The sequence below is a fragment of the Halochromatium sp. genome (assembly GCF_054919635.1).
The window spans coordinates 1-13621 of record NZ_JBUDPI010000070.1 but is presented as its reverse complement, the minus strand read 5'-3'; the positions used below and the strand labels follow the sequence as shown (position 1 = coordinate 13621).

At 63.7% G+C, this 13621-nt stretch carries 8 protein-coding genes; 4 read left to right on the top strand and 4 right to left on the bottom strand.

Annotated elements, in window-relative coordinates; genetic code table 11:
• Both ACY693_RS06460 and ACY693_RS06455 read left to right on the top strand, forming a co-directional pair.
• The coding region (locus tag ACY693_RS06460; protein WP_462321011.1) for a glycosyltransferase family 2 protein at positions 1 to 1688 on the top strand (1688 nt) is incomplete at its 5' end.
• Positions 1689 to 1846: 158 nt separating this feature from the next.
• The gene (locus tag ACY693_RS06455) at positions 1847 to 3055 is read left to right on the top strand and encodes a hypothetical protein (protein WP_462321010.1); all 1209 of its coding nucleotides are present in this window, start codon (positions 1847 to 1849) and stop codon (positions 3053 to 3055) included.
• A gap of 78 nt (positions 3056 to 3133) precedes the next feature.
• Here ACY693_RS06455 and ACY693_RS06450 read toward each other — a convergent pair whose 3' ends face one another.
• Genes ACY693_RS06450 through ACY693_RS06440 form a run of 3 tightly spaced genes read right to left on the bottom strand, consistent with a single transcriptional unit; the run spans position 3134 to position 9574 of the window.
• A complete protein-coding gene (locus ACY693_RS06450) occupies positions 3134 to 4396 on the bottom strand; it encodes a capsule biosynthesis protein (protein WP_462321009.1) in 1263 nt (420 codons plus the stop codon).
• On the bottom strand, positions 4393 to 6684 hold the full coding sequence (locus tag ACY693_RS06445; RefSeq protein WP_462321008.1) for a capsular polysaccharide biosynthesis protein: 2292 nt from the start codon (positions 6682 to 6684) through the stop codon (positions 4393 to 4395). The genes ACY693_RS06450 and ACY693_RS06445 overlap by 4 nt, the downstream gene beginning before the upstream one ends.
• 4 nt (positions 6685 to 6688) lie before the next feature.
• Positions 6689 to 9574: a glycosyltransferase gene (locus ACY693_RS06440; RefSeq protein WP_462321007.1), complete on the bottom strand. Its 2886-nt coding sequence runs from the start codon at positions 9572 to 9574 to the stop codon at positions 6689 to 6691.
• 224 nt (positions 9575 to 9798) lie between these two features.
• Between ACY693_RS06440 and ACY693_RS06435 the strand changes: the two genes are divergently transcribed.
• Both ACY693_RS06435 and ACY693_RS06430 read left to right on the top strand, forming a co-directional pair.
• A complete protein-coding gene (locus tag ACY693_RS06435; protein ID WP_462321006.1) occupies positions 9799 to 11685 on the top strand; it encodes a glycosyltransferase family 2 protein in 1887 nt (628 codons plus the stop codon).
• Positions 11685 to 12989, top strand: a complete 1305-nt coding sequence (locus tag ACY693_RS06430) for a glycosyltransferase family 4 protein (RefSeq protein ID WP_462321005.1) — start codon at positions 11685 to 11687, stop codon at positions 12987 to 12989. Before ACY693_RS06435 ends, ACY693_RS06430 begins: the two co-directional genes overlap by 1 nt.
• Here the strand turns inward: ACY693_RS06430 and ACY693_RS06425 are convergent.
• On the bottom strand, positions 12940 to 13621 hold a 682-nt coding region (locus tag ACY693_RS06425), incomplete at its 5' end, for a sulfotransferase domain-containing protein (RefSeq protein ID WP_462321004.1). The two genes, ACY693_RS06430 and ACY693_RS06425, sit on opposite strands and share 50 nt — an antisense overlap.

Genomic DNA, 13621 nt, shown 5'->3' with positions numbered 1-13621 from the left:
TCTATCGCGACTGGCTCGCTCGCGCCGAGCGTCAGCAGCCATCAGCGGCCCAGGTCCAGCGCCTGATCACCAAGCTGCGTTGCCAACCGCTGATCTCGATCTTGCTGCCAACCTTCAATACGCCAGCCCACTGGCTGCGTGCTTGCGTCGAGTCGGTACGCGCTCAGAGCTACCCGCATTGGCAGCTCTGCATCGTCGATGATGGCTCGACGCGAGACGAGACGCGGCTGGTACTGGCAGCGCTCGCAAGACAGGATGGGCGCATCGACCTTCAGTGCTGTGACGAAAACCGCGGCATTGCGGTCGCGAGCAATCTGGCCCTCGGCGTCGCGCGCGGCGAGCTAACCGCGTTCCTCGATCACGACGATTGCCTCGTGCCCAATGCGCTCTACTATGTCGCCCGCGCCCTCAGCCGCCACCCTGAGGCCTGCCTGTTCTATAGCGACGAGGACAAGCTCGGCCCAGACGGCGAACGTGTCGAGCCCCATTTCAAGCCGGACTGGAATCCGGACCTGGCGTTGGCGCAGAACTACGTCAATCATCTCGCCGTGTATCGCACCCGCTTGCTGCGCGTGCTCGGCGGCTTGCGGACCGAGCTCGATGGCAGTCAGGACCATGATCTGCTGCTGCGCGCCTGGCGTCGGATCGGTGATCCTGCTGCGATCGTGCACATCCCGCGCATCCTTTATCATTGGCGCGCCTGCGAAGGCTCCACCGCGGCCGATCCCGCGCACAAGCCCGACACCAGCCAGGCGGGTCTTGCCGCCCTGAGCGCGCATCTCGCGACTGTGCATCCCGGGGCCACGGCCGAGCTCGGCCCCGTCGCCAACAGCTATCGCGTGCGTTGGCCACTTCCGGCCTCACCGCCACTGGTCTCGGTGCTCCTGCCTACCCGCGACCGGCTCGACCTACTCGCACCCTGCGTCGAGGCCGTGCTCGAGCGTACGGACTATCCAGCAATCGAGCTGCTGATCATCGATAACGCCAGCCAGCACCCGGCGACACTCGATTACCTCCAAGCCCTGCAGCAGGATCAGCGGATCCGCGTTCTGCAATGGCCAGGTCGCTTCAACTTCTCAGCCATCATCAATGCGGCCGCCACCGAGGCCAGCGGCGAGCTGCTATTGCTGCTCAATAACGATGTGACGCCGATCCGTCGCGACTGGCTCGCAGAGATGGTCAGCCAGGCCCTGCGCCCGGAGATCGGCTGCGTCGGCGCCAAGCTCCTGTTCCCGGATGAACGGGTCCAGCACGGCGGGGTCATCCTCGGCATCGGCGGCGTGGCTGGCCATGCCCACAAGTATTTCCATCGAACCGAGCCCGGCTACTTCAGCCGGCTGCAGCTGGTGCAGAATCTGTCCGCCGTCACTGCGGCCTGTCTCATGCTGCGCCGCGAGCTGTTCGAACGGGTCGGCGGCTTCGATGCCGAGCGGCTTCCGGTCTCGTTCAACGATGTCGACTTCTGCCTTCGGGTACGTGATGCAGGCTATCGCAACCTCTGGACGCCCGATGCCCACCTCTCTCAGCAGGAGTCGGCGTCGCGCGGAGCCGACGACTCTGCGGCGAAGCAGGCGCGATTCGCCGCAGAGCTCGCTTGGATGCAGACACGCTGGGGGCGCCGGCTGCAGCAGGACCCGGCCTATAACCCCAATCTGACCCTGCAGCACGAGGACTTCTCGCTGCGTTAGCGCAAGTGCCGCTGAAGAAGACCATGGCGGTCGTGGAAAGGCACGACAGGGCCGATCGTGGGATGATCTAGCACAGTACCAAGGCCGAGAAGACGACGATCGATGGGCATCTGAGGGGTATCTTCTGAGAAGATCTTCTGGGGGACATTTGGGCGACAATGGGGCACAGCATCTATCTGGTCGAAGAACGCCCGAGCGCAACCACGGACCTCTTTCTGATGCCGATGGTCGCCTCGACAGTCGGATCATTCCCAGCAGCACAGCGCGCATCAGCTCGTCGCTGCGGCTTCGATGAGGTTCCTCCGCTGCAGGCCCTGGAGAGCGCGGAGGTTATCCTGGTCCGCTATCTGCCGTCGTCCTGGCTACGAGCCCTCTCGCAACCGGGTCTGCGGCTGCATCGGATTGTGCTGTTCATCGATGACGATCTGCTCGACCCCCTGGCCTGGGGCGGCTTGCCTTGGCGCTATCGTTGGAAGCTGTTCTGGCTGAGCTTCCGTCGCCTGGGCTGGCTCCAACGGAGACTGCGGCAAGGACAGGCTGAGCTCTGGGTCGGCTCGGTGGCGCTGCAGCGAAAATATGCACGCTATCGACCGCGGTTGATCCGCCCTCGTCCGCTGGAGCCCCAGTATCCGCAGCGCGCGCAGCCAAAACGGATGGCGGGCGCGCCGCACCGGGCCGAATCGATCCGGGCCGAATCGATCCGGCCCGCTCCTCTTCAGCCTGAAACGACCCGGCCAGATGCGCCAACGCGATCTTGGGTATCAAGGGCGCGGCCTCTCACACGCCGGCCAGCGCTGACGGAGGCCCGATCGACCGAGCCGAGGATCTGGCTCTTCTACCACGGCAGTGCCAGTCATCAGCGCGAGCATGCCTGGGTGCAGCAGCTCATGCGTAAGCTGGTGGATACCGATGCGCGCATCGGGCTCGAGGTCATCGCCGATCAGCGGATTGCTAAGGGCTACCGCGGCCTTCCGCGAACACGGGTCGTCCCGCCGATGGACTGGGCAGGCTATCGGGCATTCATCCAGCAGCCAGGCCGCCATATTGGCCTAGCCCCGCTGTTGCCGTCGGCGTTCAATGCAGCGCGAAGCTATACCAAGTTCTTCGACATCACCGCCGCCGCCGCTGTTGGGCTCTACAGCCGGGGTAGCGCCTTCGATGAGATCGTCGCACATGGGCACGACGGCCTGCTGCTGCCCCTGAATCCCGAGCGCTGGATCAGCGAGATCCTCGACCTGGCCAGACATCCCGCTCGGCGCACACGACTGGCCTCCAACGCGGCGCAAAAGGTCAGCGTCGAGCGGGCGCTCGGACAGTGCGACCCTCGCTCCCAGGCATGCAGCGACGTCCAATCGCCGACTGCATGACCGCTTGGCGCAAGTCGCGCGGCCATCGGCCTGGTCCGCTGACAGGCTCAGCGAGGTCGATCGGCAGCCAAGACCAGATTACCCCCTGGCACCGACTGGACAGCGCTCCAGCAGGGCCTCGAGCGGAGACTGCTCGAGCATGAAGCGGTCGATCCCGGACAGCGCCATGCGGACACCGGCAGCGGTGTAGAGATTGCCGCGAAGCTGGGTCGTGTGCAGCAGGGTGCGGATGAAGGCACTGACCAACGCGGGCTCGGGCCGCCGAGCGGCCCACCAAAACTGGTCGAGCGGCCCCTGAAAGGTCAAGCCCGGCAGGTCGTAGATGGCCTGCCCAAGCGCGATGGTTGGACACTGGCGCAGCAATGCCGCCAAGCCGCTGGTGCTATTGATGGTCACCAAGCCTGCAGCGGTCTCGAGCAGGCGAGACAGCTCGCCCGTCTCCACCGTCTGTACCCGATTAGCGAGACCGGCTGCCACTGCCGCTCGGCGCGCGTGACCGGCATAATCGCGCAACCCGCTGTCGAGCGGATGCTGCTTGATCAGCAGTTTGGCCTCGGGCGGTGCATGCTGAGCGAACGACGCGATCACCTGATCGATCAGCTCGAATAGGCTCCTGAACCGCGAATAATGGAGGACTTGGGCATCATCATGCAGCTGCAGCGGCAGCAAGAAGCACCTGGCGTCGCGACTCCAGAACCGTTCGATCCGCAAGGCCTCGGGGCGCCGTGCCAACGACAGCAAGCCAAATCGGCGCAGCCAGCCTGCGGCCTCCGCCAACGGATGATCGGCGCGATGACTGCGATAGTGCGGAAACAGGACGGGATCGGCGATCCGTGCGCATTGATAGCAGCCGCCTTGCGCCGCCCGGGCGAGAAGATCACCGCCGCCCATCGGGCGGCTCGTCCAGGCATCCAGGGACCCGGACGGCACCAGGGGCGCCACACGTCGATACCAGTCGGGATCGCGCGGCAGTGGCGACTCGCCGTTGACCCCTCCGCGCTCAATGGTGATCCAATGCGGCCTTAGGTAGCCCTCTTCGACCAGATGCAGGCGCAAGCCCCGCTCCCGTCCTAGCGCGAGTGCGGGACGATGCACTGGGCGGCAGGCCCCGAACAGCACCATGTCCGTGATCCGGCGCTGGCTGCAGAGCGCGTCCAACCAAGCGGGCAGCTGTTCGAGTCGTTCCTGGAATGCCAGGGCGCCGGCTCGTCGCCAAACAAGCCAGTCGCCCATGCAGAAGTTCAGGCGCGAGACCTTATGGCCAGCACGCTCGAGCCGGGCGCCGAGCGCCGCGAATAGCGGCCCCACCCCGCCCTGAAGAAACAGGAAATGCCGCCTCACTCGTCGGATCTGAGACGCCAGCCCAAGCCGATCGATGGCGCATCGAGCTCGCCTCGAAGCGGTCGCCGCCATTCGCGCCAGCAGGCGGCCGCAAACCGTGGCAATAACCGCACGGGTCGCAGTAGCAGCGAGCCGGTCGCCGCCGGGGTCCTGGTCGCAAGCGCCTGCTGGAGCAACCGGATCAGATGCTCCGGCGTGGTGAATGCGCCAGTGACTGGATTGACATAGCGCGGGTAGCGTAGCAGGACGCCAGCGACCAGCGCATCAAGGGTCAATGGGCGCGCGCGCGCGGCGCGCGGGTGATGGTCGATCGTCAGGCCCCAACCAGCGTAGAAGGGCCAACCATAGGTATGCACAGGCAGGCCCCGCAACAGGGCCTCGAAGCCGACCAGCGAGGTCAGGGTGTGCACCTCATGGGCAACCTCCAAGCAGGAGACGATGCCCGCCTTGGTCAGCAGCTGATCATAATCCTCGGGATCGATCGGCTGGCGATCACCGAGCCGATTGCCACGTAACAGATCGGGATGCGGCTTGTAGAGGATATGGGCATCAGGATGCTCGCGTCGCACCTGCGCCAATAGCTCGGCGTTGGTCGCAGGACCGCCACTGCAGCCCAGTCGGAGCGAGGCGTCACCTGGCACCTGTCCCGGCACCAGGATCACCCGACGCCCTGCGGCGCCGAGAACGACAGGCCGTCGTGCCCGCTCGCCGACGTTGTACTTACTCAGCCGCGTCTCGATCAAGACCTGCCTCAGCTTGGCCGCTCGCGCCAGCTCAGCGACCCTGAAGTCTGCCTGCGCCAACAGCCGCTCGAGATCGCTCGGTCGCCGAGGGTCGAAATAGATCCCCTGCCGATCGAAGACCCAGGACGCCGGGGCGCTCAGGTCCGAGCCCAAACCAGCCGAGCGCAAGAAGCCATCCTCAACCCGCCAGACCGGGCAGCCAAGCCGCTGAGCATGCTCCAACAAGCGTCGGGGCCGCTGCGCTCCCCAGAGCAGAACCCTGGGCTGGGCTCGAGCCGAGCTCGTCTCAGTGGGGTTGACACTGGTGTCGCTTCGCGTTGCGCGGCTCTCGGTACGATCCGCGTCTGCTGGAGACCGGCTTGCGGCGAGACCGGCGGCCTTCCCGAGCTGCGTGGCGCGCGAGATGAACGCGATCCGGTTGCCTGGCGCGCACAGGAATCGACGCAGGTGGCGACGCTTCCAGAGCGGAAACCGATAGGCGATGAACTGTCCATCGTTGAGCGCGAACATCCGCCGCTGCAGCCCCAGGTGCTCGATGACCCGCTCCATGGAGCAGGGCTCGCCGCTATCCGGGTCGAGGTAGTGGCAATAGCCGAGGTAGGCGCCCGCGAACAGCTGCTCCAAGCGCAAAGGCCGACGCGGTCGTGGCGACGGGAACCGATCATCGGTCAAGCCCCAGCCGGCATAGAACGGCACGCCGAAACAGCTGACGGGGACGCCTACCAGCAGGGCGTCCAGCCCCATCTGCGAGCTGACCACATAGACCTGGTCGACCTGCTGCAGCAGACTGATCGGACTCCAAGGCACCGTCAGCAATCGGGTGCGATGATCCTCATCCGCTGCCGAGAAATGGCCGAGCCGCCGTCCGGCTTGGACCGCCGGATGCACCTTGATCAGGATCTCCGCGCGCGGATGCTCGGCGCGCGCCGCCGCCAGCATCTCCCGGAAACGCTTGGGGTTGGCTAGCGCCCCCGGAATCGAGGCGTCGCCGCGACACTGATCGACGACCAGCACCCGTGGTCGCTGGCTTGGCGGCAGCTGCCGTTCTGGCGCCGCGTTGTACTTGGATAGTCGCGACCCGACCATCGCTGCTAAGCCATCGCGGGTCCGCCCAAGCAGTGCCGGCGCATCCAGATCCAGCGCCACTGCATCACTGAGGGCGGGCAGGGGCAACGGCTTGGGCCGCTGCCCATTCAGCAATTGCTCCAGGCGCGAAGGCGCTCGGGCATCGAAGTAGAGCCCAAGATCATCAACGATGACCGAATAGGGCGCCCTAGCATCCGAACCGAGCCCAACGGAGCGCAGAAAACCATCCTCCAGGCCAAGATAAGGCAGACCGAGCCGGCGCGCGACCTCTCGCCCGAGCACACCGCTCGGCCGCGCGCCCCAACCGATGACACAGCGGTAACCCTTATCTCGCGCCCAGTCCGACAGCATCGCCGGGCACCAGCGCAAGCCAGACAGCCCAAACAGCCGCTGAGCGCCAGGCCAACGCGCAAGGCCACGCGATAGGGTTAACGCCAGGTCATCAGCACCAGCGCCCATGGCGCTAGCCAGTCGCAGTGGCCGGCGCTCTCGCTGGCATCTGAGCTGGCCGTCGCACTGGCATCCCTGACGCAAGTGAGATGAGGAATCGATTCAAGGCGGCCGGCCGATCCGCGAGCGACAGCGCGACCAGTCCATCGGCAATCCCGAGTCGGCGCAGGCGCGCCGCGATGGCACCGATATCAAAGGCGCAGATCGGCAAGCCAGCGCTCAATGCCAGCGACAAGGTGTAGGAGAAGGTCTCCGGGCAGGTCGACGGCAGCCAGACCAGGTCGGCTGAGAGCCGCTTCAACAGTCCCGGGGCATCCACCTCAGGATAGCGGCCACTCACCTCCACGCCCTGGGCCCTGAGCCGAGCGTCGTCGAGACCGAAGCCCATCAACGTGAACCTGAGTCCGAGCCCGCGCGCTCGCGCATCACGCGCACAGCGCAGCAGTACATCGAAGCCCTTGCGTCGACCGATGGCACCGATCACCACGATATGCGCTTGCTGCGACGGCGGCTTCGACGAGCGGCTCTGACAGGTGACCGAGTGCTCGGTCCCGTCATTCGCAGAGACCTGGAGTCGAAGCTCGGGGAAATAACGTCGAATCCGCCCCGCAACCTCCTCGTCCGGCACTCGGATCAAGGCCGCGGCCGACAGCGCTTGACGATGCATCGCACGCCATGCAGCGATCGCTGGTCGACCGAACTCCGATCCATTCAGCGCGAGGCAGTGTCCGCATTGCGCGTTTCCCTGCTCCCCGCAATAGCGCCCATGCCGATCGGCGAGATTCACCCTTGGGCAGATCACCTTGTAGTCGTGCAGATAGGCCACCCAACGCAGCCCGAGCGAGCGCACCAGCCGCTCGAGATAGGCAACGGCATCCGGAACCAGATCGAACAGTCCATGTGTCCGCACCTCGCTGATCCCTAGCGTCTGAAGTAATTGTGTCAGAGCCTTAGCGTCGGTGATCGAGAATCGAGGCAGATTTGGCAAGGCCGATGTCATCGGCAGACTCAGCTCCAGGGATGTCGGATCACCGGACACCGGTCGCAGCAGAAACACACCAAGGCCGCGCTGATGCAAGCTGCTGATCTCTGCCTCGACTCGTCTCGCCGAGCCACCTCCACGACGGTGATGGAAGATCAGCACATTCTCCTCAGCCCGATGCCGCGCCAGTCGGCCCCAGTCGAGCCGCCGACGCGCTTCGGCAAGCGGGTCCGCGGCCTCGAAAGCCGCGACCTGCTGCCGGTAGCTCGGATAACGCCGCGCGATCACTGCCTTCGCGGCGGTCATATGTCGCCCCTTCTCGCCGCGAAACGAGCGCGCGCCCCAGTGCGGCACGAATACATCAGCTGCAATCAGATGCACCCAGCCACGACGCGATGCGCGCTGAGAAAAATCATTCTCCTCACCGTAGCCAGGGCTAAACGCATCTTCATCAAAATGACCAACGTCATCAAGGCAAGCCCGACGCACCAACATACAGAAGCCCACTGAGGTCGGTGCAGCTCGGCTGAGCCCGCGGTTGATCTGAGCAGCTAAGGCGTCGAGCTCTCGATACTCGAGCTCCAACGGATAAGGATTATCACAACCGCGCCGGGGATAGCTGCAGATCGTCGCATTATTCGACAACGGCGCCACGGTGCCGACATTCGGATGCTGCAGGGCTGTCCTATGCAGTCGGTCGAGCCAGCCGTCATAGACCTCGGTATCGGCGTTCAACAGCAGCACATCGCGATCCGGATGCAATCTCAGACCAAGATTTGCACTCTTGACGAAGCCTTGATTCACGAGCTGCTCAACCAAGGTGATCTGGCCTGCATTGGCCAGGTTGCGCAAGGCCTCGCGGAGCACCGGGTCCGGACTTGCATCGTTGATCACCACCAGCTCGTGGTTAATCTGGACCCGCGCGGTCAACAGGCTCAATAAGCAGCGCAGCGTCTCAAGCCGTCCAAGATAAACCGGTACCACCACATCGATGGGTAGCTGCGTGCGACACGACCGAGCTGGAATCGCGCTCTCAAAGCCCTCGCCCCGATTGGTCTGGACGGGGCCTGATTGGCCGGGATGCTGGCTAGTTTCAGCAGTGGGCTCAGCAGTGGGCTCGGAGAATGGCGCAGAGGATGACTTGGCTGCGCATGGACTTTCCTGCGACAGCCATTCGAGCTGCGCAAGCAGGCGCTCAGCGCTGATCCAATCCTCTTTGCCGCTGAATCCAGCAATTCCAGCTGGCCAGAGCCGGGCTGTCGTTTGCGTATCTGGTGCTTGCGAGGCCCTAGCGGGTCTTGAGGCGCCATCAGGAGCCTTGCCGAACCGGGTTCGGCGGGCCTGGAACCGACCTTCACAGATGTAGTGCAGGAGCGGATTGAGCCCGCTCGATGCTAGGTCGGGGTAGGCCTGCAGATAGGCCGCACTATCGAAGGCACTGCTCGGCGTGCGCCCCTGCCAGGCACCTTCGGCCAAGAAATGCCGCAAGGGCTCGAGCCGAGCTCGGGCAATATCCTTGTTCTCCTGCAAATAATGCTCTGCGTCGAACCATGCGCTAGGCGCGAGCCGCCGATGGCGGCCGACCAAGAGATAATGCAGCAAGGCCTGGGCTCGCGCGGCTTGGGACCTCGCTTGCAGTCGATAATAGGCGGGGTCGAAACAGGCCGAGGGACAACGACCCTCAAGATCACCTAAGAGCACATAGTGCTGTAACAGCTGCTTGGCCTGTGGCTGCAGGTCCCGATTATTGTCGCGATAAAAGCGTTCATCGAAGAGGCCGCTTTGCCGAATCAACCTGCAGGCCCAGGCGCGATAGGCACCACCAATCAACGGCAGCCAGCTCAGCCGGCGCAGCAGGGCGGCGAGCAGCAGCGCACTACTCCCGAGATAGACCGATACTGATCTGGGTAAGGGCATAATTGAGCATGCTCCGCGGCGACATCTTTGATAGTACATCAATCGCTTGCGAAACACAGCTCAGGTAAGCACTAATCCTTTGCCTCGTGCTCGCGCAGTGGCCGAGGCAGCAGCATGGGCAGGCCGTCACCAAGACCTGTTGCACCAAGACTTGGTGTAGACTCGCAGGCCACAGGCCACACTCGTCATGGCTCGATGACCGGGACCGGAGAAGCGATCGCTGCATGGCCCTATTCGGCGGACATACTTTGGATCGTCTCGATGAGACCATTGCCAGCTTTGGCAACGGCGAAGCGGCGAAGGTCGATCGTTGCGTCCGCATCGGCAACCTTGCCATCGTCACCGGGTGGACAACGGCGGAGCCGGATATCGCGATCCGCGGGACCTTCTTCTCCCAGCGCTATCGGCGCGATGATGTCGAGCGGCAGATCAGTCCAACAGGCAAGGGATTCATCAAGGCCTGCCACTTGCCCGGGCCGATCAGCCACCTAGACCTACTGATTCGGGTTGGTCGCAAGCGTTATCGCAGTCAGATCGAGATCAGCAATGATCCGGCGACGATCGAAACCTTGGGTCTCGAGCAACAGGCCTTGCTGCCCGACCTCAGGGTGGCAGCGCTACAGATCCTGCCCGAGAACGCAACCGCACTCGCCCAAGCCTTCGCGACGGCCTTAACCTCTTCAACAGCGAGCGACGGAGATGCTGTGGCGAAGGGCGCAGCAGGCTCGGAGGATGGGCAGCACGGGCAGCGAGCCGAGCTTCAGCCGGCAGCCAACCGGCACATCGCCCTAGCACCCGCAGCGGCCATTGACGAGATCATCCAGGTCGGGGAGCGAGGATTTCTCATAGTCGGATGGTGCATCTCTGCAGAGGCAGCGCCTGCACAGCTCCAGCTGGCGTTCGGGCCTGAGAGGGCGGTCAATCTCCTCGACGATGCCTACCGAGTCGCACGCCCTGACCTCATTGATGCACTGGGTCCTGCGATTCGCTCACAGGCCGCCACAGCGGGCTTCCTCAGCTATGTCCAGGACAATGCCGACCAAGGCCCGGTCAGCCTCAGCGCAGGCTTCGAGCTCGATGGCAAGGGCATCGCAATGCCCCCGCTGCCGCCGGTGAAGCGCTTCGATGATCCTGTCGACACGGCCCATGAGCTGCTCAAGCATTTCCACCCCGGAGGCCAGGCGATGCTGAGGCTGCTCGATGAGCAACTAGGCCCCGCCGTTGCCGATCTTCCCTTTAGCCGAGCGCGTGACACCGGAAGCGAGATCATCCGCTTCGGCGAGCCTCCTGTCGAACCAAGGGTCAGTGTCATCGTGCCGATCTATGGCCGCTATGACTTCGTCGAGTTTCAGCTCAGCCAATTCGCTAATGATCCGGATTTTCGTGACTGGGTCGATCTCATCTATGTGCTTGACGACCCTTCCCTGACCGAGGGGTTTACTGAATGCTGTGCCGCCGTTTCCCCGATCTACGAGGTCCCATTTAGCGCAGTGATCTACCGCGCCCACCTTGGCTTCGCCGGCGCCAATAACCTCGCCATTCAGCATGCACGTGCGGAACAGCTGCTCCTGCTCAACTCAGACATCATCCCAAGCCAGGCCGGCTGGGTCACGGCCATGCTTGAGCGCTTCGAGGCGCAACAGGATTGTGTCGCGCTGGGGGCGCGCCTGCTCTATCCGGATGATGCCTTGCAGCATGACGGCATGGTCTTTAAGCGCCTGCCATCCCTGGGCGGCCTCTGGATCAATGACCACCCCGGCAAGGGTCTACCAGTGATGCCGGTCGAGCCGCATCGCGCTGTGGTGCCGGTTCAAGCGGCCACCGCAGCCTGTCTGATGCTGCGAAAGGCCGACTTGCTTGGTGTCGGCGGCCTTGATGAAGGCTACATCATCGGCGATTTCGAGGACTCGGATCTCTGCCTGGCACTGCGTCAACAGGGCAAGCAGATCCTTGTCGCACGCGACGTTCAGCTCTATCACCTCGAACGACAATCGCAGTCACTGTTCGCAGACCAGAGCCGACGCGACAAGATCACCGTTTATAACTGCTGGCGCCATACCCGCAAGTGGGGCGCCGCCATCGCTCGCCTCAGCGCTGAGGAGGCCCACTGATGCGGGTGCTCCTGATTGCGCATGGCCACCCGTCTCTGGTCAAGGGTGGTGGCGAAATCGCCGCCTACCAGCTATTTCGTGAGCTGCGCGAGCGCGGCATCGATGCCTATCTGCTCGCAGCGACCCGAGAAGATGCGCTGCAGCACGGTGGCACACCCTTCTCGATGCTGCGACCGCACGAGATCCTGTTCCATGGCCAGATGCGGGATTTCTTCAACCTCGCACCCGCCTCGCTGCGGGTGGTCTGGCATGATTTCCGCCAGCTTCTCGCCCAGTTGCAACCTGATGCCATCCACTTTCATCACGTCTTGCATCTAGGCACCCAGTTCATCCGCGAAGCCGCCCGCTACCGCACAAAGGCCGGCAAGCCGGTCAAGCTCGTCTTCACCCTGCATGAGTACCTTCCAATCTGCGCCAACGATGGTCAGATGGTGATGTTTGACAGCGAAGAGCTGTGCACTGAAGCGAGCCCTACCCGCTGCGCCTACTGCCTGAAACAACGCCCGCCACGCCCGCGGACACCTGAGGAGATCTTTCTGCGCGATCGGCTGATCCGTGCAGCTTTCAGCCTCATCGACCACTTCATCGCACCGAGCCGATTCCTGTGCGAGACCTATCAGCGTTGGGGTTTGAATCGGCCAATCAGCGTCATCGACAATGGCCTACCGCCGATGCAGCCATTGCAACCCCGGCCATTGCATGAGGGGCAGCCGCGCGCAAGCTTTGCTTACCTTGGCCAGATCAATCGCTACAAGGGCCTTCAGGTCCTGCTCGACGCCATCGATTTCCTCGAGCCTGGTCTGCGTGAGCAGGTGCAGGTCCACATCCACGGCTGCGGACTTCGTGATCAGCACGAGAGCCTTCAGGAGCGGATCGAAACCCTGCAGCAGCGCTACCCAAGGCAGCTGCACGTCCACGGCAGTTACAACCGTGACGAATTGACGAGGCTGTTCGATGAGATCGACACCCTGGTGCTGCCATCGATCTGGTGGGAAAACTCACCGCTGGTGCTGCAAGAGGCTAAAGGCCTCGGGCGCCCGGTCATCTGTAGCGACATTGGTGGCATGAAAGAGAAGATTAGCGATGGTGTCGACGGGTTGCGCTTCTCGCGAGGCTCACCGGCCAGCCTAGCACGCGCCATGGAGCGCGCGGCCGACCCGGAGACCTGGGAGCGGCTGCGTGCCGGCATCCAACCGCCGGATTCGATCCAGGCCACTGCAGAACAGGTACTAGCGCTTTACCGAGCGCCACCGGTCAACGGTAGCCCAGGTCTTGCAGCTCTTGCGACAGACCGTGCTGAATGATCGCCGCCGCCTCGTGCGGCAGCTCATGGCGCCAGGCATCGACCGAGTGCAGCGCTGAGTCCGAGGTCATGTGGTCGCGAAAGCCATCGAGTCGCTCATGGAACAATCGGCGATCGATCTCGACACCAAGAAAGTGCTGCAGTCTGGCAAGAAATCGCTCGGAATCAACCACGATATCCTCGTAGCGCAGCACCATTCGCCGCGGATTCTCGTCGACACAGGCGGCCTCGCGCAGAAAATGCCGTCGCATCGCGCAGAGACGTAGCGCAAAGCGCTCAGGAGTATCCTCTGGGAGCCAACCGAACGCATCGTAGCCGCGCTGGCGATTGAACTTCATGATCGAGAGCATCTCGCCGCGCGGGTCGCGCACTAGCAGGATATTCTTCGCGGGCAGAACCTCATTAACCAGCGGTGGCACGTCGTTCGCGACCTTCTCCGCATAATAGGTTGCAGGCCTCAGCCTCAGCGACTCGCGGCTATAGCCAAGCCACAGATCCTTGAATAGCCGCTTCACTGATTCTTGCCCGGCATGCAGGTAGCGATTCGAGCCGAGGTAAGGACAGGCACCCAGCTGTGTCTCACCACCAGAGAGCACCGCTTCCCGCGGCATCAGTTGCGCGCCGGCACCCGCG